Source organism: Streptomyces griseorubiginosus (genome assembly GCF_036345115.1).
In the GTDB taxonomy this organism is placed as follows: domain Bacteria; phylum Actinomycetota; class Actinomycetes; order Streptomycetales; family Streptomycetaceae; genus Streptomyces; species Streptomyces griseorubiginosus_C.
The window spans coordinates 6,135,266-6,157,217 of sequence record NZ_CP107766.1 but is presented as its reverse complement, the minus strand read 5'-3'; the positions used below and the strand labels follow the sequence as shown (position 1 = coordinate 6,157,217).

Genomic DNA, 21,952 nt, shown 5'->3' with positions numbered 1-21,952 from the left:
GTGAACCGACCCGAAGGAATGGCCCGTGTCGCAGTTCGACACCCGAGTCCCCGCCGTGCTGGTGCGGACCGACCGGAATCCCTTTCACCACGGCACGCTGGGTGCCGTGCGCTCGCTCGGCAGGGCGGGCGTGGACGTGCACGTGGTCGCCGACTGCGCGGGAAGCCCGGTGCGCACGTCCCGCTTCGTACGGCAGTTGCATCCCCCGCCGCCCCCGGGGGCCTCGCCGGGTGACATCGCCGCAGTGCTGCGCCGGGTGGCCGCCCGGATCCCGCACCCGGCCGTGCTGATCCCCATGGACGACGCGAGCGCCATCGCGGTGGGCGTGCTGGGCGAGGAGCTGGCCCCCTCCTATCTGCTGCCGCAGCAGCCCGGCCGGCTCGCCGAACGGCTCGCGGACAAGGCGGAACTGGCCGAGGTGTGCGCGGCCGTGGGCGTGCCGCATCCGGTGACGCTGGTCCCGGAGAGCGCGGCGCAGGCGGACGCGATGGCCTGGCGGCTCGGGCTGCCGGTGGTCGCCAAGTGGAGCCGGCCCTGGCTGCTGCCGACGGAGGGCGGGCTGCGCAGCACGGTGGTGGTGCGCTCGCCGCGGGAGGCCCGCGAGCTGTTCCTGCGGTCCGAGGAGGCGGGCAGCCGGCTGCTGCTCCAGGAGTTCCTGCCGCCGGGGCCGGACGGGGACTGGTTCTTCCACGGGTACGCCGACCGCCGCGGTGCGCTGCGCGCGGGTGGCACCGGCGTCAAGGAGCGGTCCTGGCCGCGTGGTGCGGGGCTGACCGCGGTGGGCCACTGGCGGCCCGATCCGCGGGTGCGGGTGCTCGCCGAGCGGCTGACCGGCGCGCTGGGCTACCGCGGCATCCTGGACCTCGACTTCCGGCGCGGCGGCACGGGCGGGGACTTCCACCTGCTCGACTTCAACCCGCGGCCGGGCGCGCAGTTCCGGCTCTTCACCGACAGCGCGGGCCTGGACGTCGTACGCGCGCTGCACCTGGACCTGACCCACAGGCCGCTGCCGGACGGGGTGGCGCTGCCCGGGCGGGCGTTCGTGGTGGAGAACTACGCGCCGCTGACCGCGCTGCGTCCGGCGCCGGCCCGGCGGGAGCTCGCGTGGCACGCGGCGGACGACCGGGGGCCCGGGTGGATGATGTGGGCGCTGTGGGCCCGGCATGTGTCCCGGCGCCTGCTGGAACGGGTGCGTCGGCTGTGCGTGCGGCGCCGGCAGCGGACGGCCGCGCAGGTGATCCGCCAGGGGTCGGCGCCGGTGGCGTCCCTGACCGACCTGCCCCGGCTGACCGACCCGACGGGGCCGGAGGAACTCACCGGGCTTTCCGACCTGCCCGGTGACGAGAGGGCGGGCAGCCGCTGAGGTACGGCCCGGTGGCGGGCGCGGGTGCCGGGTCGGTGGGACCCGGCACCCGGTGCGGGACTAGCGTCGGGACGCGGCCCGGCCCCGTCGGTACAGGACGGCTCCGGCCACGATCATCGCGGCGCTGACCCCCGAGGCGGCCAGCATGGCCTCACCGCTGCTGCCGGTGTGCGGCAGGTGCGGTGGGGTGCTGGGCGGAGTGGTGGTCGGGGGCGTGTGCGGAGGCGTCGTCGTCGGGGGCGTGCCCGGCGGGGTGTGCGGGGGCGTGTGCGGTGGGGTGCTGTGCGGGGGCGTGTGCGGCGGAGTGGTGTGCGGCGGAGTGTGCGGGGGTGTCGTCGTCGGCGGGGTGCCCGGCGTCGTCGGTGTCCCCGGCGGGGTGGTGTGCGGTGGGGTGTGGGGCGGGGTGTGGGGAGGCGTCGTCGTCGGCGGGGTGCCCGGCGTCGTCGGCGGGGTGTGCGGAGGCGTGTGCGGGGGTGTGTGCGGCGGGGTGTGCGGGGGCTTCGTCGGGGGTGTGTGCGGGGGCTTGGTCGGGGGCGGGGTCTCCCCGCAGTCCTCGCCGTAGCCGCCGTAGCCGCCGTCGGTGTCACAGTCGTCGTCGCCGTAGCCGTGGTCGTCCCCGTAGCCGCCGTGGGAGCCGTGGCCGTGCCGGCCGTGGGAGCCGTGGGAGGCGCCCTTGTGCGTGACCGGGCCGTTCGCGCAGGAGTTGCCGAACGCCGGGTCGAGCGCGGCGATCACGTCCACGGAGTCACCACAGGCGTTGACCGGCACCTCGAGCGGCGCCTGCGCGGTGTTGCCGGACAGCACGCCCGGCGAGTCCTTGGCTGCCCCGCCCGCGTGTGAGTCGGCGATCGCGGGACTGCCGCACAGGGACAGAATGCTCGTCGCGGCGGCGGCCGCGACCATTCCCTTGCTCAGGGTCTGTCGCAATCTCGTTGTCTTCCTGCTCGAAGAAGTGGGAAAAGCCGGCCCCGAACGACTGGAAGACGTCCGGGGCCGGCCATGGCACAGCCGGGCGGCTGGCGCGTTACGTCGTCAGTCGTTGGTGCAGCTGTTGCCGAAGGCCGGGTTCAGCAGCGCGATGACGTTCACGGTGTTGCCGCACACGTTGATCGGCACGTGCACCGGAACCTGGACCACGTTGCCGGAGAGGAGACCCGGGGAGCCCACGGCGGTGCCCTGGGCACCGGCGTCGGCGAAGGCCGGGGCGGCCATGCCGAGGGCCATGATCGCGCCCGCGACGACAGCAGCGGTCTTCTTCATGAGATTTCCCTTCTCTGCGGTCATGCCAGAAGTGTCGGTAGAAACCGAGCGAGCGCAGTCGGAACGGCTCGCACCATGACCTGCAGGCTGTAGAACGAGGGATAGACAGCGAAGGAAACTACGGAACGTGTGTCGCCGGGTAATTCACTCGAACGCCTTCAAGGAAACGCCTCACCTGAGCAACGGAAAAGGCAATTGACGGTGTATCAGCAACGAAAAATCGCCCGGGCTGTCTGCCCGGGCGATTTCGAAGCGGTGGATTCAGCTGTGCGAGGCACCGTTGCCGGACAGCGCCGAGACGTCGTCCAGGATGTGCGACAGCGGCTCGTCACCCTTGGCCTGCGTCGAGTTCTCCGCGCACTGCTGGTTCTGCGGGGCCGACAGGATCGGCACGTCCTGCGCGACACCGACGGCGGCGATGATGCCGACGATGCCCTGCAGGTTCGCCTTCGCGGGCAGACCGACGCAGAGCTTGTTCAGCGAGCTCTGGACCAGCGTGGCCTGCGGGCTCATGTCGCCCTTGGTGACCGAGTTGCCGAACGCGCTGTGGGCGCCGTTGCCGCTGGCCGAGGTGGTGCCGTGGTCGTTGCCGATGGCAAGCGCCTGGGGGGCCACCGCCGCCGAGGCGCCGACGACGGACGCGGCGACCGCCGCCACGGCCATTGCCTTCTTCAGCATTTCGTTTTCCTTTCCTGGGGGACGTCTCCTGGGACACGTCCCCGGGGACGAGACGCACTGTTCCTGCCTCCGCATCAACCTGTGGCACCTGGATTGGTTTCGACCCGTCACCCGAATGGACCTCTCGCGGCGCGGAATTCGCCGGATCCCCTTTGGGCCATCGGAGTGAATGACAGCAACCAAGCGGCACCGGGGCAGTTGTCCAGAGCGCTCCGGTGGACGGGGTTTCTTCAGAAGGGACTAGCAAGTGATCAAGAAGGTTCTGGCTTCCGCCGCGGTCGCCGCTTCCGTCGTGGGTGCCGCCTCCCCCGCCATGGCCATCGGCAACGACCACGGCACCACGTCGGCGAGCGGCAACGGTGCTTCGCAGTCGTTCGGCAACTCGGCGACCTACGGCAACATGAGCCCGCAGATGGCGCTCATCCAGGGTTCGCTCAACAAGCCCTGCATCGGCCTGCCGGCGAAGGCGAACCTCCAGGGGATCCTCGGCCTGGCCGCCGTCGGCGTCCTGCAGGACGTGCCGATCCTGTCGGCCCCGCAGAACCAGCAGTGTGTCGAGAACAGCACCCAGGCCAAGGGCGACGAGCCGCTGTCGCACATCCTGGACGACATCTCGGCCCTGTCAGGCAACGGCGCCTCGCGCAGCTGAGCTGTCGCGCACCGTGGGCCGATGAGCCCTGGGGCTGATTCTTGAGTCCCCGTCAGCGGGCCGCCGTACCAACGGCGGCCCGCTCGCTTACGTTCCGGCACGTGACGATGAAGAGAACCCTTTCCTCGGTCGTCCTGACGACCTCCGTCCTGCTGCTCGGGGCCGCCGCTCTGCCCGGCCGGACCGCACCCACCCCGCACGGCACCGACATCCTCGTGATGGGCACGGACGGCCGTGACACGATCTCCGCCGCGGAGCAGCGCGAGTTCCACGCCGGCGGCGTCGCCTGTGACTGCACGGACGTCCTGATGGTGGTCCATGTGTCGGCCCGCCGGGACCGCGTGAGTGTCGTCGCGCTCCCCCGCGACTCCTACGCCGACATCCCGCCCCACCGCGACGAGGGCACCGGCAAGCAGCTGCCGGCGCGGCCCTCGAAGATCAACGGCGCGTACGCCGAGGGCGGCCCCCGGCTCACCGTCGCCACCGTCGAGTCGATGACCGGGCTGAGCATCGACAACTACCTCCAGCTGGACTTCCGGCGTTTCATCGACTCCGTCGACAAGGTCGGCGGCGTCGAGGTGTGCACCGCCCGGCGCCTCCAGGACAAGGCCACCAAGCTCGATCTGAAGCCGGGCAAGCACCGGCTGAAGGGCGGCCGGGCCCTCCAGTACGTCCGGTCCCGGAAGGTGGACCAGGCGGCGGACCTCGGGCGGATCCAGCGCCAGCAGCGGTTCCTGGTCCAGACGCTGCGCGGGCTCCAGGCGAAGCGGCTGCTGACCGACCCGGTGAAGACGGCCGGTGTGGTGCGCACCCTGCTCGGGTCCGGGCAGGTCGAGCAGGGCTTCGCCGCCGCGGACCTGGTGGAGCTGGCGGCCGCGCTGCACAAGGTGCCGGCGAAGAACACGGAGTTCGCCACGGTGCCGGTCGCCGGGTTCAACCCGACCCGGCCCGACATCGGTTCCACGCTGGCCTGGGACAAGGTGAAGGCGGCCGCGATGTTCAAGAAGCTGCGCGAGGACCGGCCGCTGATCAAGGCGGGCACGGATCCGAAGCCGTACGACCCGCCGCGCCTGACGGGTGCCGTCACCGTGCGCGGGAGTGCTTACGCCTGCACGTGAGGGGCGCCCGCGCGGTCCCTGCGCGCGCTGGGCCAATCGGGGCAAAGAGCGCAACCCCGGCGGGGGCTCCGGCGTTGACGATCATGCAGCTCCTCCCCGGAGTCCGCTTTTCGAAGGGAATGAACATGAAGAAGCTGTGGGCAACCGCGGCTGTTGCCGCGTCCGTCGCCGGTGTCGCGGCCGCGGCCGCCCCCCAGGCGCTCGCCATCGGCAACGACAGCGGCACCAAGTCCGCCAGTGGCAACGGCGCCTCGCAGGAGTTCGGCAACTCGGCCACGTTCGGCGACATGAGCCCGCAGCTCTCGCTGGTCCAGGGTTCGCTGAACAAGCCCTGTGTCGGTCTGCCGGCCAAGCTGAACGCCCAGGGCCTCGTCGGCCTCGTCGCCGTCGGTGTCCTGCAGGACGTGCCGATCCTGTCGGCCCCGCAGAACCAGCAGTGCGTCGAGAACTCCACCCAGGCCAAGGGCGACGAGCCGCTGTCGCACATCCTGGACGACATCTCGGCCCTGTCGGGCAACGGCGCCTCGCACAGCTGAGCCTCCCCGCTCCGCCGCAACGGCGGGTCACCGGTTCTCCGGTGGCCCGCCGTTCCGCGTTCCGCTACTTCCGGTAGAGGGCCTCGATGTCCTCGGCGTAGGCCGCCGTCACCGCGTGCCGTTTGACCTTGAGGGACGGGGTGAGCATGCCGTTGTCCTCGGTGAACTCCCCCTCGATCAGCCGGAAGGCGCGGATCGACTCGGCGCGGGAGACGGCCGCGTTGGCGTGGTCGACGGCTTTCTGGAGGTCGGCGCGCAGCCGTTCGTCCTCGGCGAGTTCGGCGTGGGGGGTGTCGGCGGGCAGGCCCCGGACCGAGAGCCAGTGGGTCATCGCCTCGGGGTCGAGGGTGATCAGGGCGGCGACGAAGGGGCGGTTGTCGCCGACGACGAGGCACTGGCCGACGGGGGCCCGGCTGCGCAGCCGGTCCTCCAGGACGGCCGGGGAGACGTTCTTGCCGCCGGAGGTGACGAGGAGGTCCTTCTTGCGGCCGGTGATGGTGAGGTAGCCGTCCTCGTCGAGGGCCCCGAGGTCGCCGGTGGCGAACCACTCGTCCTTCAGGACGGCGTCGGTGGCCTCGGGGTTGTTCCAGTAGGCGCCGAAGACGACCCCGCCCTTGATGAGGACCTCGCCGTCGTCGGCGATGCGGATCGCGGTGCCGGGCACGGGCTGTCCGACCGTGCCGGGGCGGGGGCTGAGCGGCGGGACGACGGTGGCGGCGGCGCTGGTCTCGGTGAGGCCGTAGCCCTCGTAGATGATGATCCCGGCCGCGGCGAAGAACAGGTTGAGGTCGCGGTCCAGGGGTGAGCCGCCGCTGATGGCGTAGCGCATGCGGCCGCCGAGTTCCTTGCGGATACGGCGGTACACGAGCAGGTCGTACAGGCCCCAGGCGGCGTAGAGGTCGGGTCCTGGTCCCTTGCCGCGGCCCAGGAACTTGTCCAGGTAGGCCTCGCCGAAGCGGACGGCGACGTGGTGGGCGCGGTCGAAGGAGGCGGCGCGGCCCATCTTCTCGGCGGTGGCGCGGCCGGTGGCGTGGATCTTCTCGAAGAGGTACGGGACGCCGACGAGGAAGGTCGGGCGGAACTCCTTGAGGGCGGGCCGCAGTTCGTCGGGCTTGATGCTCGGGCAGTGGCCGATCTCGATGCGGGCCATCAGACAGGCGATCTGGAGGGTGCGGCCCATGATGTGGGCGAGCGGGAGGAAGAGGAGGGTGGAGGCGGTCTGGTCGGTGACCTCCTTGAAGATGGGGTGGAGGAGCTCGACGGTGTTGGCGGCCTCGGCGTGCAGGTTGGCGTGGGTGAGGACGCAGCCCTTGGGGCGGCCGGTGGTGCCGGAGGTGTAGCAGATCGTGGCGATGGTGTCGGGGGCGAGCGCGGCGCGGCGCTTGGTGACCTCCTCGTCGGGGACGTCGTGCCCGAGGGCGGCGAGTTCGTCGAGGGCGGCCGCCTCCAACTGCCAGACACGGGGCCTGACCTGGTGGTCCGCGGTGCCGGTGGTGACGGTGGCCGCGTTCTCGGCGTTCTCGGTGACGACATGGCGGGCGCCGGAGTCGCGGACGATCCACTCCACCTGCTCGGCGGAGGAGGTCGCGTAGATCGGGACGGTCTGGGCCCCGGCCGCCCAGATCGCGAAGTCCAGGACCGTCCACTCGTAGCGGGTGCGGGACATCACCGCGACCCGGCCGCCCGGTTCGACACCCGCGGCGACCAACCCCTTGGCCACGGCGGTCACTTCACGGGCGAAGGCGGCTGCCGTGACGGGGCTCCAGGTGTCCCCCTCCTTCCGGTGCAGCACCACGGCCTCGGGGGTCTCGGCCGCGTTGGTGAAGGGGAGGTCGGCGATGCTGCCGGTGGTCGGGCGCGGGGCGAGGGGCGGGGTGCGGGCCTCCCGTACGACACCGCTCTCGTCCCTGACGACCTCGACCGCGGACCGGCCCGCCAGGTGTTTCGCCCTCTTCAGATCCCTGCGTACGCCCATCGTGGCTCCCCGGTCGGCTCCGACTGGGCCGCTAACTTACTCTCAAGTAAGAAAAGGTCAATGGGTCCGGCGTCAGTCCGCGAGGAGCCGGGCCCGGCGGATGGCGTCGGCGAGCTGCCGTACCGCGCTGTCCTCGGTGCGGTCCGCCAACTGGTCTGCCCAGTCGGCGAGTTCCCGCGTCGACGGCCGTCCCGGCAGCCGCTCGTCGTCGTAGGTTCCGCGCAGGAGGTCGGCGAAGTAGGCGGCCACCGCGTCGACCTGGAAGCGGGAGTTCGCCTCGCGCAGGGAGTCGTCGAAGGTCTCCAGTTCGGCCGACTTCTCGTGCGGGGCGCGGGTCTCGGGGTCCTGCCAGCGGACGGTCGCGGTGGCGAGGTGGCCCTCGGCGCCGGGCTTGGTGCGGACCGCGTAGAGGGCGGTGACGGTGTGGCCGGGGCCGACCTCGCCGCCGTCCACGCGGTCGTCACGGAAGTCGTCGTCGGCGACGCGGCGGTTGTCGTAGCCGATGAGGCGGAACTGCTTGACGGTCTCCGGGTCGAAGGCGACCTGGGCCTTGGCGTCGCGGGCGGTGAGGTCGATGTTCTGCGGGAGCTGTTCGCAGAAGACCTTCTCGGCGTCGTCGGCGCCGGAGACGTAGACGGTGTGGCCGTCGCCCTTGTCGGCGAGGCGTTCCATCAGGGCGTCGCCGTAGTCGCTGCCGACACCCACGCCGAAGAGGGTGATGCCGTCTTCGCGGCGGGCGGTGTCGATGCGGTCGAGGATGGAGTCGGGGTCGGTGTCGCCGTCGTTGGCGAGGGCGTCGGAGATGAGGACGACCCGGTTGGTGGCGCCCTCGCGCAGACCGTCCACGGCCGTGCGGTATCCGGTCTCGACGCCGGCGCCGAGGTTGGTGGAGTACGTCGGTTCCAGGCCGTCGATCGCCTCGTGGACCCGGTCGCGGTGGCCGCCGAGCCGGGTCATCGGCAGGACCGTCTCGGCCTCGTCGCTGAAGGTGACGATCGCGACGGAGTCGTCGTCGTGCAGGCGTTCCGTCATGGTGTCGAGGGACTGCTGGGCGAGGTCGAGGCGGCCGGGTTCGGCCATGGAGCCGGAGATGTCGATGACGAAGGTCAGGGCGGCGGGCGGGCGGTCGTCGTCCTGGTCCCGTGCCTCGCGCGTGGCCAGGCCCACCCGGACCAGGGACCAGCCGTCCCGGTCGGTGCGGGCGCCGTCGACGGTGACCGTGAAGCCGTTGCCGTCGGGGCGGTCGTAGTCCTGGCGGAAGCTGTTGACGAACTCCTCGGGGCGGATCGTCGAGGGGTCGGGGAGGCGGCCCTCGGCAAGGGTGCGGCGGGCGTAGCCGTAGGAGGCGGTGTCGACGTCGAGGGCGAAGGTGGAGAGGTAATCGGGGGCCTGCGGTTCCGGGGAGTCGTAGTCGCGGGACTCCTCGGAACCCTGTTCGCCCTCCAGCTGGTCCGGGGCCGGGAAGGCCGAGCCGTACGAGCCGCCCTTCGATCCGTCGGCGCTGCTCTTGCTTCCGCTGTCGTCGCCCCCGCTGCAGCCGGTGAGCAGCAGGCCGCCCGCCAGTGTCAGGGCGAGCATCACCTGTCGTGTCCGCTGTCGCTCCATCGTCCGTACCCCCTGGGCCTGTTGACGTCGGCTTCTGCGACTGTGACGGGCCGGGGGGCCGGAACGTGCGCTACGGAGCGTTGCGGAAGGGTATCGAAGGGGGCACGGAGACGGCCCGTCGAGACCGGTGGGTGATCCTCCGTTGACCTACGAGACCACGTCCTTGCGGGCGAAACCGCGGAAGGCCAGCGCGAACAGCACCAGGGCGAGCGTTATCGAAAGGGAGGTGCCCTGGATCATGTCGGACCACTCCACCTTCGGCTGTACGGCGTCCAGCCAGGCGTACTGCCAGTGCGAGGGGAGGAAGTCGCGCCAGTCGCCGAGGGCGGTCACCTGGTCCAGCACATTGCCGACGATGGTCAGTCCGACCGCCCCGCCGACCGCGCCGAGGGGGGCGTCGGTGCGGGTGGAGAGCCAGAACGCGAGGGCCGCGGTGACGAGTTGGGAGACGAAGATGTACGCCACCGTGATCAGCAGGCGTTGGGCCGCCGTGCCCGCGGCCATCGAGCCGCCGGTGGGGAGTTGGAGCGGGCCCCAGCCGTAGGCGATCGTGCCGACCGCGAGGGCGATCAGCGGGAGCAGGAGCATCGCGGCGAGGCTCAGGGTGAGGCCGACGGCGAGCTTCGACCACAGCAGCCGGGCCCTCGGCACGGGGGCCGCGAGGAGATAGCGCAGGGAGGACCAGCTGGCCTCCGAGGCGACCGTGTCCCCGCAGAACAGCGCCACGGGGACGACCAGCAGGAAGCCCGCGGAGGCGAAGAGGTTCACCGCGGCGAAGTTCGCCCCGGACACCGTGGCGGTGTCCATGAGGTTGACCCGGTTGTTGCCCGAGCCCGGTCCGCCGCCCAGCTGGAAGGCGATGAGCAGGACGAAGGGCAGCGCGGCCAGGATGCCGAACATGATGAGGGTGCGGCGGCGCTTCAACTGCCGTACCAGTTCCACCCGGACCGGCAGGGTGCGGCCCGCGCGGTAGCCGTCGGCGACCTCCGCGCGCTCGGTGAGCGTGCTGCTCATGCGGAGTCTCCGATCAGGGTGAGGAAGGCGTCTTCGAGGCGGCGGTGGGGGCCCACCGACGTCACGGGGATCTCGAGGCGGACGAGTTCGGCGACCAGTCGCTGTGCGCTGCCGTCCGCGTCGAGCCGTACGAGAAGGCCGTCGTCGGTGGTGACCGCCGAGGCCACCCCCGGCAGGGCCGCGACCTTCTCGGCCACCGGCTCCTCGACGGGTACGGCGGTGCCGACCAGGAGGGTGTCCCCGGAGCCGACGATCTCGCCGACCGGGCCCGCCTGGACCAACTGGCCGTGGTCCATCACCACGAGGTGGGTGCAGGACTGCTCGACCTCCGAGAGGAGGTGGCTGGAGACGATGACCGTGCGGCCGGCCGCCGCGTAGCGGATCATCACCTCGCGCATCTCGCGGATCTGCGGCGGGTCGAGGCCGTTGGTCGGTTCGTCGAGGATGAGCAGGTCCGGCAGGCCCAGCATGGCCTGGGCGATGGCCAGACGCTGGCGCATGCCCTGGGAGTAGGTGCGCACCGCCCGGGCCAACGCGTCGCCCAGACCTGCGATTTCGAGGGCCTCCTCCATGTGCGCGTCCTCCGGCGGGCGGCCGGTGGCCTGCCAGTACAGCTCCAGGTTCTCCCGGCCGGACAGGTGCGGGAGGAAGCCCGCGCCCTCGACGAAGGCGCCGACGCGGGAGAGGACGGGGGCGCCGGGGGCGATCGCGTGGCCGAAGACGCGGATCTCGCCGCCGTCGGGCTTGATCAGGCCCATCAGCATGCGCAGGGTGGTGGTCTTGCCCGCACCGTTGGGGCCGAGCAGGCCGAGGACCTGGCCCTTCTCCACGCGGAAGGAGAGGTCGCGGACCGCGTACCGGTCGGCGGACTTGGCGTACCGCTTGCTCAAGTCGCTTATCTGGAGCGGCACTTCGGCCAGCTCCGGCTCGGGGGCGGCGGGAGCCGCGGTACGGCGGCGGCCCGTCGCCAGGAGGATCAGCGCGAGCACCGCGCCGGCCAGGGGCAGCCACCACACCCAGGCGGGCAGGGGGGCCTGGGTGTTCTTCTCGCTGAGGGGGGTGGGCACTTGGAGGTCGCCCTTGAGGGAGACGGTGTACGTCGCCGGGGCCGTCGGGGACGCGTAGCCGAGGTCTGTGGAGGCGAGGACCAGCTTGAGGCGGTGGCCGTCGTCGATCTCGTGGTCGATCGCCGGGAGGGTGATCGTGACGTCCTTGCCGGCCTTCGCGCCCTCGACCCTGATGGGCTCGACGAGTTGCGAGGGCAGGGTCTGCTGTCCGCCGCGGCCCGGGGAGACGTCGTACAGCTTGGCGAAGAGGACCGCGTCGTCGCCGGTCGACTTGATGTGCACGGTGACGGTCGGCGAACCGGTGATCTGGAGGTCGTCACGCACCGGCTGCGACTCGAACGCGGCGTACTGGCCCGGGAAGTCCAGGGAGACGCCGACGCCGAGGGAGGAGAGCTGGGCGAGGCCTCCGGCGCCGCCGAGGCCGGGGAGGGCGGAGACGGCGGGCGGGGCGGCGCCGGCCGGGTTGGCGAAGTCCTGTTCGCGGCCGGCCAGTTGGACCTTGCGGTCGTCGCTGTCCAGGCCCGGGTACGTGTCGGCGGTGACCCCCGTCAGGCGGGGTTCGCCGTCGCCGGTGCCGGTGCCGAGGGTGCGGGTGACGCGGAAGGCGGGGCCGGTGTCGGCGGACTTGTCGTCCTTGAGGTACCGGTCGAACCAGTCGGCCACCCGGCTCTGGACACGGCTCGTCTCCATGTCACCGCCGTCATGGCCGCCCGCGATCCAGTCGACGTCCACGGGGGCGCCGTTGGCGCGGATCGCCTTGGCGGCCTGGTCGGCCTGGTTCAGCGGGAACAGGGAGTCCGTCTGGCCCTGGATCAGCAGGGTGGGGACCTTGATGTCCTTGGCGACGGCCGACGGGGAGCGTTCCTCCAGCATCTTCTCGGCGCTCGCGTCCGGGGTGCCGGACTGGGCCACGCGGTCGTACATCGCGCAGATCCGCGGCTCGAACTTGTCGCAGCCGCCCGCGGAGTTGACGAAGATGCCGGCCCAGAGCTTCTTGAAGACGCCGTTCGGGAAGAGGGCGTCCGAGAGGTTCCAGTAGGTGATCGCGGGGGCGATGGCGTCCACGCGGTCGTCGTGGCCGGCGGCCAGCAGGGAGATCGCGCCGCCGTAGCTCGCGCCGGTCACGCCGACCCGGGGGTCGCCGGGCCTGTCGAGCTGGACCTGGGGTTGCCTCGCCAGCCAGTCGATCAGCTTGCCGACGTCCTTGACCTCGGCGTCGGGGTCGTTGAGGCCGACCTTGCCGGTGGACCTGCCGAAGCCTCTCGCCGACCAGGTGAGGACCGCGTAGCCGTCTCTCGCGAGGGCTTCCGCCTGTGGGCGTACGTCGTTCTTGCTGCCGCCGAAGCCGTGGCCCATGAGGACCGCGGGGCGCCTTTCGGTGCCGTTCGTCGTGAAGTACGAGGTGTCTATGCGGACGCCGTCGATCGACATGATCTGGTCCGCGCGGTGCACCGGGGGTGGGTCGTCAGAAGCGGCGGCCGTCCATGTCCCGGCAGCGGCGAGGACGACGACGGAGGCCGCGGCGGCGATCCACCGTGGCCTCCGGAGGCGTCGAAGATCCATGATTCAACGGTACGGGGTGAAGCTGTCGGGGACTTATCGACCGGGGGCTGAACTCGTTGCCCTCCTGGGGGTGGAGGGGGGTTCGTCCTGTACAGCAGGTGCGGTACGGACGGCTATGAGCTCGGATCCGCCTGTTGTGTGCCGTCTGCTGCGCCGTTGTGGCTGGTCGCGCAGTTCCCCGCGCCCCTGGGGAGGTCTACTCACTCGGAATGGAGACGAGCCACCTCGTGTCCCTGCGCGGACGCAGGTAGAGGGCCCAGTACAGGGTCGCCACCGCCGTGATGCCGCCTGTCCACAGCAGGTACTCCGTGTCCTGCTGGGTCAGGATGTAGGTCAGGACCGCTATCAGGAGGATCGGCGTCGCCGGCCACAGGGGCATGCGCCAGGCCGGGGTGTGTTTGTGGGGGGTGCGGCGGGACAACAGGGCCGCTACCGCCACCAGGAGGTACATGGCCGTCACCGAGACGCCTGTGACGCCGTACAACGTGTCCAGGTTCACGAAGCACAGGGCCGCTCCCGGGACGCCGACCGCGAGGGTGGCGACCCAGGGGCTGCCGAAGCGGCCGAGCCTCGCGAAGGCGGTGTTGACCGGGGACGGCCAGGCCTTGTCCCTGGCCGAGGCGAACAGGACCCGGGAGTTCTGGATGACCATGACGATGCCCGCGTTGATGATCGCGAGGGCGACGCACAGGCTGACGAAGGTGCCCGTCGCGGAGTTGGACCAGGCCGTGACCATGGAGCCGATGTCACCGCCGGTCAGTTCGGAGAGGTCGGAGGCGCCCAGGGTGATCGCGACCACCGGGACCAGGATGATGACCGAGGAGATGGCGAGGGTGGCGAGGACCGTGCGGGCCACGGTGCGGCGGGGGTTCTCCAGTTCCTCGGAGAGGTAGACGGCCGTCGAGAAGCCCTGGGTCACGAAGAGGGCGATCGCGAGGCCCGAGACCACCAGCATGGCCGTCACGGTGTCCGTGCCGCCGTGCGCGCCCGCCACCTGCATCGACAGCAGGCTGTCCGGCCCGCGTTCGGCGTGGGTGAAGCCCAGGAGTGCGACCACCGCCGCCGCGATCACCTCCAGGACCAGGAAGACGCCGGTGATCCAGGCGTTGGCGCGCAGGTCGAGGAGGCCGGCGAGGGTGGCCAGGAGCATGACGCCGGCGCCCGCGACGGACGGGTCCAGGTGGATCACCGGGGCCAGGTAGTCGGCCGTGCCCATCGCGATCACCGGCGGGACGATCATCACGACCAGGAGGGACAGCACGAAGACGAGCCAGCCCGCGAGCCGTCCGGCCAGCGTGGAGACCATGGCGTACTCGCCGCCGGCGCTGGGGATGAGGGTGCCCAGCTCCGAGTAGCAGAACGCCACGGCGATGCACAGGAGGGAGCCGATGGCGATCGTCAGGGCGGTGGCGGTGCCGAGCGTGCCGAAGAGGTCGGGGACCACCACGAAGAGGGTGGACGCCGGGGTCACGCAGGACAGGGTCAGGAGGGTGCCGCCGACCACGCCGATGGAGCGGTTGAGCTTGGCGTGGCCGTGCTCCAGCGCCTCTGGGACGGCGGTGTCGGCAGGGCGGAGGGTGTCGGTCATGGTGCTGCATGGAACCCCGACGAAAACCGGCACGTCAATAGGTGCCTTGGTGCGAAATCCGTAGATCACGAGCCGTTCGAATAGCGAAAACGGCAGTTCTGCGGTACGGATTCCGCTGTTTCCGGGGTACGGGAATCGCAGTGGCGGCGTGAAAAAACGTACCGCTAAAGTCGCTGCTCACAGATCGTTCACAGGGGGGCACATGAAGCTCAAGTACACCGCTGTCTGGGTGGGGTTCACGGCGGCGGCGATGGTCGCGGTGTCGGCGTGCGGCTCGGAGGGGGTGAAGAAGGCGGCGGACGTCGTCGACAAGTCGGACGCGATCATGGCGGCGCTCGCGCGGGCGACGGACCGGACGGAGGACCTCGGCTCGGCCGAGGTGAGGATCTCCACGGCGACCACGGGCGCGGCTCCGATCACCATGGAGGGCGTCTACTCCTGGGGCGACGGCTACGCCTTCGACGTCGAGATGGACACCAAGGCCGCCCAGATGCAGCTGCTCCAGGACACCCCGACCATGCGCATGCTGTTCGTGGACGGTGCCTACTACTACGACGTCGACCCGCAGCGCTCCGGCCCGCTCAAGGGCAAGGAGTGGATGAAGATCGACGCGGCGGCCGTCTTCGGCGAGAAGGGCGCGCAGGCGTTCAGCGGGGGCGGTGGCGGGAGCCCGGCGGCGTCCATGAAGAGCCTGAAGTACGCGAACAACGTCGAGGACCTCGGCAAGGAGACCGTCGACGGGAAGAGCACGACCCACTACCGGGCGCGGCTCGACCAGGCTCAGCTGGGGAAGTTCAAGGACGCCTACGGCGACAAGGACAGCCTCGCCGGGGCGGTCACCGGCGGTGCCTCGTCGATGACCATGGACATCTGGGTGAGCAACGACCTGCCGGTGCGGCTGAAGCAGAAGATCGGCGCGATGACCGTGACCATGGACTTCGAGAAGTTCGGGAAGACGGCCGTGGTGAAGGCCCCGCCGGCCGCCGAGACCGGTGACCTGAGCGAGGCTCTCAAGGGCGCCGCCGACAAGCAGTGAGCATGGCTGGGCGGGCTCGGCGGGTCGGGGGTTCCTCGCGTCGAGGCGCGCTTCCCGCTGCCCGCCTCCCGCTGCCGCCGCTCGCGCGCGGACGCTGGTGCGGACGGCGAGAGCCCGGTCCAGGTGCGCGGTCGTGGTGACCGCTGCCCTGGCCGGGCTCTCGTTCGGCTGCGGCGCGTTCCGCCCTCGGGCTTCCCGGCGTCGTCGAGGCCCTCCTGGCGCCGGACACGCGTGTGCGTGCCCGGCGTTCGGGTTGGCTCAGTGGTTGCGGGGGAAGCCCAGGTCGACGCCGGTGGGGGCGTCGGCCGGGTCGGGCCAGCGGGTGGTGACGACCTTGCCGCGGGTGTAGAAGTGCGTGCCGTCGTTGCCGTAGATGTGGTGGTCGCCGAAGAGGCTGTCCTTCCAGCCGCCGAAGCTGTGGTAGCCGACGGGGACCGGGATCGGGACGTTGACGCCGACCATGCCGGCCTCGATCTCCAGCTGGAAGCGGCGGGCGGCGCCGCCGTCCCGGGTGAAGATCGCGGTGCCGTTGCCGAACGGCGAGCTGTTGATCAGCGCCACGCCCTCGTCGTACGTGTCCACGCGGAGCACGCACAGGACCGGGCCGAAGATCTCGTCCTGGTAGGCCTTGGCGCTGGTCGGGACCTTGTCGAGGAGGGAGATGCCGATCCAGTGGCCGTCCTCGAAGCCCTCGACGGTGTAGCCGGTGCCGTCCAGGACGACTTCCGCGCCCTCGGCGGCGGCGCCGGAGACGTAGGAGGCCACCTTGTCGCGGTGGACCTTGGTGATGAGCGGGCCCATCTCGGAGGTCGGGTCGTTGCCGGGGCCGATCTTGATCTTCTCGGCACGCTCGCGGATCTTCTCGACCAGCGTGTCGCCGATGGAGCCGACCGCGACCACGGCGGAGATGGCCATGCAGCGCTCGCCCGCCGAGCCGTAGGCCGCGGAGACGGCCGCGTCGGCCGCCGCGTCCAGGTCGGCGTCCGGGAGGACCAGCATGTGGTTCTTGGCGCCGCCCAGGGCCTGCACCCGCTTGCCGTTCGCGGAGGCGGTGGTGTGGATGTAGCGGGCGATCGGGGTCGAGCCGACGAACGACACCGCCTTGACGTCCGGGTGCTCCAGAAGGCGGTCCACCGCCACCTTGTCACCGTGGACGACGTTGAAGACACCGTCGGGCAGACCGGCCTCGGCCAGCAGCTCGGCGATCTTCAGGGAGGCCGACGGGTCCTTCTCGGACGGCTTGAGCACGAAGGTGTTGCCGGTCGCGATGGCGATCGGGAACATCCACATCGGGACCATCGCCGGGAAGTTGAACGGCGTGATGCCCGCGACGACACCGAGCGGCTGGCGGATCGAGGAGACGTCGACGCGGCTCGCGACCTCCGTCGACAGCTCGCCCTTCAGCTGCACGGTGATCCCGCACGCCAGGTCGACGATCTCCAGGCCGCGCGCGACCTCGCCGAGCGCGTCGCTGTGCACCTTGCCGTGCTCGGCGGTGATCAGCTCGGCGATCGCGTCCCGGTTCGCCTCGAGCAGCGCCCGGAACTTGAACAGGATGGTCGTGCGCTTGGCGAGGGACGAGGTGCCCCAGGTCTGGAACGCGTCCTTCGCGGCGGCTACGGCGGCGTCGACCTCGTCGACGGTCGCGAACGCGACCTTGGTGGTGACCGCGCCGGTCGCCGGGTCGGTGACCGGCCCGTAGTTCCCCGACGCGCCCTCGACGGTCTTGCCGCCGATCCAGTGGTTGACGATCTTCGTCATGACCGAGTACTCCTTCACAGATGGCGGCGTCGGGTAGAGACGTGCCGTTCGTACAGCTCACGGGCCTTCACCGCGGACGGTCGGGTCGCGGTCTCGGCCACAGGTACATCCCACCAGGCCTGCGCCGGCGGCGGGCCCGACACTGTGTCTGCCGTTTCCGTCTCGACGTAGACACATGTGGGAGTGTCCGCGGCCCGCGCCTCGGCGAGGGCGGCGCGGAGGTCTCGTACGGTCTTCGCGCGCAGCACACGCATACCGAGGCTGGCCGCGTTGGCGGCCAGGTCCACGGGCAGCGGGGCGCCCGTGTAGGTGCCGTCGTCCGACTGGTAGCGGTAGGCCGTGCCGAAGCGCTCGCCGCCGACCGTCTCGGACAGGCCGCCGATGGAGGCGTAGCCGTGGTTCTGGATCAGGAGCAGCTTGATCGCGATGCCCTCCTGTACGGCCGTGACGATCTCCGTCGGCATCATCAGGTACGTGCCGTCGCCGACCAGCGCCCAGACGTTCCGCTCGGGAGCGGCCATCTTCACACCGATCGCGGCCGGGATCTCGTAGCCCATGCAGGAGTAGCCGTACTCCAGGTGGTACTGGTCCCTCGACCGGGCGCGCCACAGCTTGTGCAGGTCGCCGGGGAGGGAGCCGGCCGCGTTGATGACCACGTCGGACTCGTCGACGAGGGCGTCCAGGGCGCCGAGGACCTGCGGCTGGGTCGGCCTGATGTCGGGCTCGTCGGCCTCGAAGCAGGCGTCGACGCGCTGCTCCCAGCGCTCCTTGTCGAGGCTGTACTCGTCGATGTACGTGCCGCTGACGCGGTGGGTGTGCAGCTGGAGGGCCTCGGTGAGTTCCGTCAGGCCGCTGCGGGCGTCGGCGACCAGGGGCTGACCTGCGAGCTTGTGGCCGTCGTAGGGCGCGATGTTGAGGTTGAGGAAGCGGACGCCCCGCTGTTCGAAGAGGGTGCCGGAGGCCGTGGTGAAGTCGGTGTACCGGGTGCCGACGCCGATCACCAGGTCGGCCTGGCGGGCCAGTTCGTTGGCGGTGGCGGTGCCGGTGTGGCCGACGCCGCCGACGTCCTGGGGGTGGTCGTGGCGCAGGGAGCCCTTGCCCGCCTGGGTGGAGGCGACCGGGATGCCGGTGGCGCGGGCGAACTCCTCCAGTGCCTCCTCGGCACGGCTGTGGTGGACCCCGCCGCCGGCGATGACGAGGGGCCGCTGGGCCTCCCTGATCGCCTGGACGGCCTCGGCGAGTTCGGTCGGGTCGGCGCCGGGACGCCGTACGACCCAGGCGCGTTCGGCGAAGAACTCCTCGGGCCAGTCGTAGGCCTCGGCCTGGACGTCCTGGGGCAGCGCGAGCGTCACCGCGCCGGTCTCGACGGGGTCGGTGAGGACCCGCATCGCCTGGAGGGCGGCCGGGATCAAGGCCTCCGGGCGGGTGACGCGGTCGAAGTACTTCGACACCGGGCGCAGGCTGTCGTTGACCGATATGTCACCGGCGTACGGGACCTCCAGCTGCTGGAGGACCGGGTCGGCGACGCGGGTGGCGAAGATGTCGCCGGGGAGGAGCAGGACCGGGAGGTGGTTGATGGTGGCGAGGGCGGCGCCGGTGACCAGGTTGGTGGCGCCGGGGCCGATGGAGGTCGTCACCGCGTGGGTGGAGAGGCGGTTGGACTGACGCGCGTAGCCGACGGCCGCGTGCACCATGGACTGCTCGTTGCGGCCCTGGTGGAAGGGCATCTCGTCGCCGTACTCGACGAGGGCCTGGCCGAGCCCGGCCACGTTGCCGTGGCCGAAGATGCCCCAGGTCGCGGAGATCAGCCGCTGCCGTACGCCGTCGCGTTCGGTGTACTGGGCGGCCAGGAAGCGGACCAGCGCTTGCGCGACGGTCAGGCGGGTGGTCATCGGTACCCCTCCGTGTGGTCCGGGTGGAAGCAGATCCGCCACTCCCGCGTCTCACCCGGTCCCGCCATGACGTTGAGGTAGTACATGTCGTGGCCGGGCTGGGCGATGGACGGGCCGTGCCATCCGTCGGGGACGAGGACGGCGTCGCCGGAGCGGACCTCGGCGAGGACGTCGGATCCGCCCTCACGGGAGGGAGATACGCGCTGATAGCCGAAACCGTTCGGGCCGTCGATCTCGAAGTAGTAGATCTCCTCCAGCTCGGCTTCCACGCCGGGCCGGTTCTCGTCGTGCTTGTGCGGCGGGTAGGAGGACCAGTTGCCGCCGGGGGTGACGACCTCCACGGCGATGAGCTTGTCGCAGTCGAAGGCGTCGGCGGAGGCGAAGTTGCGCACGTGCCGCAACTGCGTGCCGCTGCCGCGCTGTTCGACGGGGACCTCCGGCGCGGGGCCGTAGCGGGCGGGGAGTCGTCGCTCGCACTTCGCTCCTGCCAGGGCGAAGCGGCCTCCCGCGCCGGAGGCGATCGATGCCTGGGCGTCCCGGGGCACGTACGCGAAGTCCGAGACTCCGGCGAACACGCTTTCCCGTCCCAGGAGTTGGAACTCGTCCTTCCCTACGTGGACCGTACAGCCGCCTTCCAGCGGGAGCACGATCCACTCGCTGTCACCGGAGGTGAAGGTGTGTGTGCCCCCGGGCGCCAGTTCGACGATGCGCAGACTGCTGTGGGTCCAGCCGGCCCGCTTGGGGTCGATGTCCACGGTGTACTGGGCGTTGGTGGAGCCGCCCTTGGGGACGTACAGCTCGTTGTGTGTCATGCGGCGGCCCTCACAGCAGTCCTACGGCGGTGTCCACGGCGGCGGCCACATCGCCGTCCGCCGGGTACAGCAGCGAGCGGCCGACCACCAGGCCGCGCACGGTGGGCAGTTGGAGGGCGCCGCGCCACTTCTCGTACGCGCCGTCCTGGTCGTCGCCGACTTCGCCGCCCAGCAGCACGGCGGGCAGCGTGGAGGCGGCCATGACCTCGCCCATGTCGTCGGGGTTGTCGCAGACCGGGACCTTGAGCCAGGTGTAGGCCGAGGTGCCGCCCAGGCCGGAGGCGATGGCGATCGACTTGGTGACGGCCTCGGCGGAGAGGTCGTTCCTGACCTTGCCCTCGGTGGTACGGCCGCTGATGAACGGCTCGACGAAGACGGGGAGCCTGCGCGCGGCCATGTCGTCGATGGCGCGGGCCGTGGACTCCATGGTGGTCAGGGAGCCCGGGTCGTCGTAGTCGATGCGCAGCAGCAGCTTGCCGGCGTCGAAGCCGAGGCGCTCCATGTCCTCGGGGCGGTGGCCGGTGAAGCGGTCGTCGAGCTCGAAGCTGGCGCCCTGGAGGCCGCCGCGGTTCATCGAGCCCATGACGACCTTGCCGTCGAGGGCGCCGAGCAGCAGCAGGTCGTCGAGTATGTCGGCGGTCGCGAGGACGCCGTCGACGCCGGGGCGGGACAGCGCCAGGACCAGGCGCTCCAGCAGGTCGGCGCGGTTGGCCATGGCCATGCGGTTGCCGCCGACGCCGAGCGCGCCCCGGGCGGGGTGGTCGGCGGCGACGATCATCAGGCGGCCGCTGTCGTTCAGCAGCGGCCTGCGGGTACGGCGGGCCGCCGCCTCGGCGATCGCCTCGGGGCGTTCGGCGCGCAGCCGTACGAGTTCGGTGATGTCGACGCTCACTTGACCGCTCCCGCCGCGACCGCGTCCTCGATCTCGGTGACGGTCGGCATCGCCGAGCTGCACTCGAGGCGGGAGGCGACGATGGCGCCGGCCGCGTTGGCGTGGCGCATGATCTTCTCCAGGTCCCAGCCTTCGAGGAGGCCGTGGACGAGGGAGCCGCCGAAGGCGTCACCGGCGCCGAGACCGTTGAGGACGTTCACGGGCAGGGGCGGGACCTCGGCCTCGTTGCCCTTGCTGTCGACGGCGAGGACGCCCTTGGGGCCCTGCTTGACGACCGCGAGCTCGACACCGGCGTCCAGGAGGGCCTGAGCCGCCTCGCGGGGCTTGCGCACCCCGGTGGCGACCTCGACCTCGTCGAGGTTGCCGACGGCGACGGTGGTGTGGCGCAGGGCCTCTTCGTAGAAGGGGCGGGCGGTGGCCGGGTCGCTCCAGAACATCGGACGCCAGTCCAGGTCGAAGACCGTGGTGCCGGCCTTGGCGCGGTGGGCGAGGGCCGCCAGCGTCGCCGTACGGCTCGGCTCCTCGCTCAGGCCGGTGCCGGTGACCCAGAAGACGCTCGCCTCGTGGAGGGCGTCGAGGTCCAGCTCGTGGGCGTCGATCTCCAGGTCAGGGGCCTTGGGCTGCCGGTAGAAGTACAGCGGGAAGTCGTCCGGCGGGAAGACCTCGCAGAAGGTGACGGGGGTCGGCAGGCTGGGGACCGGGGTGACCCAGCGGTCGTCGACGCCGAAGTCCCGCAGGGCCTCGTGCAGGTAGGTGCCGAAGGGGTCGTCGCCGGTGCGGGTGATCACCGCGGTCCGCCGTCCCAGGCGTGCGGCGGCGACCGCGACGTTGGTCGCCGAGCCTCCCAGGAACTTGCCGAAGGACGTCACCTGCGGCAGCGGGACACCGGTCTGGAGCGGATACAGGTCCACACCGATCCGCCCCATGGTGATCAGGTCGTACGCCATCGGCTTCCTTTCGTGCCTTCGCGTCTTCGGTCGTCGCGGGTCTTCGGCTTCGCGGGTCTTCGGTCTTCGTGTCGTGCTGTCTGCGGGTCGTGCTGTCTTCGTGTCGGCTCTCCCGGCGTTTGTAGTCCCGTACGCCGAGCCCTGTCAATGTTTTGTCCAGACATTCGGACGAGACCTTGACAGCGCTTGCTGTCCG

The 21,952-nt window shown here is 71.1% G+C and carries 18 protein-coding genes; 5 read left to right on the top strand and 13 right to left on the bottom strand.

What is annotated here, in order from left to right:
- Positions 1-25 precede the first annotated feature (25 nt).
- Positions 26-1,363 carry an ATP-grasp domain-containing protein gene (locus OHN19_RS27915; protein ID WP_330266831.1) on the top strand — a complete coding sequence of 446 codons (1,338 nt, stop codon included), beginning with the start codon at positions 26-28 and terminating at the stop codon, positions 1,361-1,363.
- A gap of 60 nt (positions 1,364-1,423) precedes the next feature.
- On the opposite strand, the gene OHN19_RS27910 is transcribed toward OHN19_RS27915, so the two are convergent.
- The 3 genes from OHN19_RS27910 to OHN19_RS27900 form a co-directional block, all read right to left on the bottom strand.
- Positions 1,424-2,290 carry a chaplin gene (locus tag OHN19_RS27910; protein ID WP_330266830.1) on the bottom strand — a complete coding sequence of 289 codons (867 nt, stop codon included), beginning with the start codon at positions 2,288-2,290 and terminating at the stop codon, positions 1,424-1,426.
- A 105-nt stretch (positions 2,291-2,395) separates the two neighbouring features.
- Positions 2,396-2,647 (bottom strand): chaplin, encoded by a 252-nt coding sequence (locus tag OHN19_RS27905; protein WP_330266829.1) that lies wholly within the window; start codon positions 2,645-2,647, stop codon positions 2,396-2,398.
- 237 nt (positions 2,648-2,884) lie between these two features.
- Positions 2,885-3,301: a rodlin gene (locus OHN19_RS27900; RefSeq protein ID WP_330266828.1), complete on the bottom strand. Its 417-nt coding sequence runs from the start codon at positions 3,299-3,301 to the stop codon at positions 2,885-2,887.
- Between the two features lie 247 nt (positions 3,302-3,548).
- Between OHN19_RS27900 and OHN19_RS27895 the strand changes: the two genes are divergently transcribed.
- The 3 genes from OHN19_RS27895 to OHN19_RS27885 all read left to right on the top strand — a co-directional run bounded on the left by OHN19_RS27895 (position 3,549) and on the right by OHN19_RS27885 (position 5,604).
- The gene (locus OHN19_RS27895) at positions 3,549-3,950 is read left to right on the top strand and encodes a rodlin (RefSeq protein WP_330266827.1); all 402 of its coding nucleotides are present in this window, start codon (positions 3,549-3,551) and stop codon (positions 3,948-3,950) included.
- Between the two features lie 107 nt (positions 3,951-4,057).
- A complete protein-coding gene (locus tag OHN19_RS27890; RefSeq protein WP_330269725.1) occupies positions 4,058-5,068 on the top strand; it encodes an LCP family protein in 1,011 nt (336 codons plus the stop codon).
- Between the two features lie 125 nt (positions 5,069-5,193).
- Positions 5,194-5,604: a rodlin gene (locus OHN19_RS27885; protein WP_330266826.1), complete on the top strand. Its 411-nt coding sequence runs from the start codon at positions 5,194-5,196 to the stop codon at positions 5,602-5,604.
- A 64-nt stretch (positions 5,605-5,668) separates the two neighbouring features.
- Here the strand turns inward: OHN19_RS27885 and OHN19_RS27880 are convergent, their stop codons facing one another.
- The 5 genes from OHN19_RS27880 to OHN19_RS27860 form a co-directional block, all read right to left on the bottom strand.
- Positions 5,669-7,579: an AMP-dependent synthetase/ligase gene (locus OHN19_RS27880; RefSeq protein ID WP_330266825.1), complete on the bottom strand. Its 1,911-nt coding sequence runs from the start codon at positions 7,577-7,579 to the stop codon at positions 5,669-5,671.
- Positions 7,580-7,651: 72 nt separating this feature from the next.
- Entirely contained in the window at positions 7,652-9,184 is a 1,533-nt protein-coding gene (locus OHN19_RS27875) for a vWA domain-containing protein (RefSeq protein WP_330266824.1), read from the bottom strand.
- A 147-nt stretch (positions 9,185-9,331) separates the two neighbouring features.
- The gene (locus OHN19_RS27870; protein WP_330266823.1) at positions 9,332-10,198 is read right to left on the bottom strand and encodes an ABC transporter permease; all 867 of its coding nucleotides are present in this window, start codon (positions 10,196-10,198) and stop codon (positions 9,332-9,334) included.
- Positions 10,195-12,828: an alpha/beta fold hydrolase gene (locus tag OHN19_RS27865; RefSeq protein ID WP_330266822.1), complete on the bottom strand. Its 2,634-nt coding sequence runs from the start codon at positions 12,826-12,828 to the stop codon at positions 10,195-10,197. Before OHN19_RS27865 ends, OHN19_RS27870 begins: the two co-directional genes overlap by 4 nt.
- 196 nt (positions 12,829-13,024) lie before the next feature.
- Entirely contained in the window at positions 13,025-14,416 is a 1,392-nt protein-coding gene (locus OHN19_RS27860; protein ID WP_330266821.1) for an APC family permease, read from the bottom strand.
- Positions 14,417-14,618: 202 nt separating this feature from the next.
- On the opposite strand from OHN19_RS27860, the gene OHN19_RS27855 reads away from it, so the two are divergent.
- On the top strand, positions 14,619-15,452 hold the full coding sequence (locus OHN19_RS27855) for a hypothetical protein (RefSeq protein WP_330266820.1): 834 nt from the start codon (positions 14,619-14,621) through the stop codon (positions 15,450-15,452).
- Positions 15,453-15,710: 258 nt separating this feature from the next.
- Here the strand turns inward: OHN19_RS27855 and mmsA are convergent, their stop codons facing one another.
- Genes mmsA through iolC form a run of 5 tightly spaced genes read right to left on the bottom strand, consistent with a single transcriptional unit; the run spans position 15,711 to position 21,756 of the window.
- A complete protein-coding gene (mmsA, locus tag OHN19_RS27850; protein ID WP_330266819.1) occupies positions 15,711-17,213 on the bottom strand; it encodes a CoA-acylating methylmalonate-semialdehyde dehydrogenase in 1,503 nt (500 codons plus the stop codon).
- A gap of 14 nt (positions 17,214-17,227) precedes the next feature.
- Positions 17,228-19,105 carry a 3D-(3,5/4)-trihydroxycyclohexane-1,2-dione acylhydrolase (decyclizing) gene (gene iolD, locus OHN19_RS27845; RefSeq protein ID WP_330266818.1) on the bottom strand — a complete coding sequence of 626 codons (1,878 nt, stop codon included), beginning with the start codon at positions 19,103-19,105 and terminating at the stop codon, positions 17,228-17,230.
- Complete coding sequence (gene iolB / locus OHN19_RS27840) at positions 19,102-19,917, bottom strand: 5-deoxy-glucuronate isomerase (RefSeq protein WP_330266817.1); 816 nt, start codon at positions 19,915-19,917, stop codon at positions 19,102-19,104. The genes iolD and iolB overlap by 4 nt, the downstream gene beginning before the upstream one ends.
- A gap of 10 nt (positions 19,918-19,927) precedes the next feature.
- Entirely contained in the window at positions 19,928-20,809 is an 882-nt protein-coding gene (locus tag OHN19_RS27835) for a Cgl0159 family (beta/alpha)8-fold protein (RefSeq protein WP_330266816.1), read from the bottom strand.
- Positions 20,806-21,756 (bottom strand): 5-dehydro-2-deoxygluconokinase, encoded by a 951-nt coding sequence (gene iolC, locus OHN19_RS27830; protein WP_330266815.1) that lies wholly within the window; start codon positions 21,754-21,756, stop codon positions 20,806-20,808. Before iolC ends, OHN19_RS27835 begins: the two co-directional genes overlap by 4 nt.
- Positions 21,757-21,952 lie beyond the last annotated feature (196 nt).

What these genes read in the sequence shown, in the direction of transcription:
- OHN19_RS27905 (WP_330266829.1), bottom strand. Translation starts at nt 2,647, where the DNA reads ATGACCGCAGAGAAGGGAAATCTCATGAAGAAGACCGCTGCTGTCGTC.
- OHN19_RS27900 (WP_330266828.1), bottom strand. Translation starts at nt 3,301, where the DNA reads ATGCTGAAGAAGGCAATGGCCGTGGCGGCGGTCGCCGCGTCCGTCGTC.
- OHN19_RS27890 (WP_330269725.1), top strand. Translation starts at nt 4,058, where the DNA reads ATGAAGAGAACCCTTTCCTCGGTCGTCCTGACGACCTCCGTCCTGCTG.
- OHN19_RS27885 (WP_330266826.1), top strand. Translation starts at nt 5,194, where the DNA reads ATGAAGAAGCTGTGGGCAACCGCGGCTGTTGCCGCGTCCGTCGCCGGT.
- OHN19_RS27880 (WP_330266825.1), bottom strand. Translation starts at nt 7,579, where the DNA reads ATGGGCGTACGCAGGGATCTGAAGAGGGCGAAACACCTGGCGGGCCGG.
- OHN19_RS27875 (WP_330266824.1), bottom strand. Translation starts at nt 9,184, where the DNA reads ATGGAGCGACAGCGGACACGACAGGTGATGCTCGCCCTGACACTGGCG.
- OHN19_RS27870 (WP_330266823.1), bottom strand. Translation starts at nt 10,198, where the DNA reads ATGAGCAGCACGCTCACCGAGCGCGCGGAGGTCGCCGACGGCTACCGC.
- OHN19_RS27865 (WP_330266822.1), bottom strand. Translation starts at nt 12,828, where the DNA reads ATGGATCTTCGACGCCTCCGGAGGCCACGGTGGATCGCCGCCGCGGCC.
- OHN19_RS27860 (WP_330266821.1), bottom strand. Translation starts at nt 14,416, where the DNA reads ATGACCGACACCCTCCGCCCTGCCGACACCGCCGTCCCAGAGGCGCTG.
- OHN19_RS27855 (WP_330266820.1), top strand. Translation starts at nt 14,619, where the DNA reads ATGAAGCTCAAGTACACCGCTGTCTGGGTGGGGTTCACGGCGGCGGCG.
- mmsA (WP_330266819.1), bottom strand. Translation starts at nt 17,213, where the DNA reads ATGACGAAGATCGTCAACCACTGGATCGGCGGCAAGACCGTCGAGGGC.
- iolD (WP_330266818.1), bottom strand. Translation starts at nt 19,105, where the DNA reads ATGACCACCCGCCTGACCGTCGCGCAAGCGCTGGTCCGCTTCCTGGCC.
- iolB (WP_330266817.1), bottom strand. Translation starts at nt 19,917, where the DNA reads ATGACACACAACGAGCTGTACGTCCCCAAGGGCGGCTCCACCAACGCC.
- iolC (WP_330266815.1), bottom strand. Translation starts at nt 21,756, where the DNA reads ATGGCGTACGACCTGATCACCATGGGGCGGATCGGTGTGGACCTGTAT.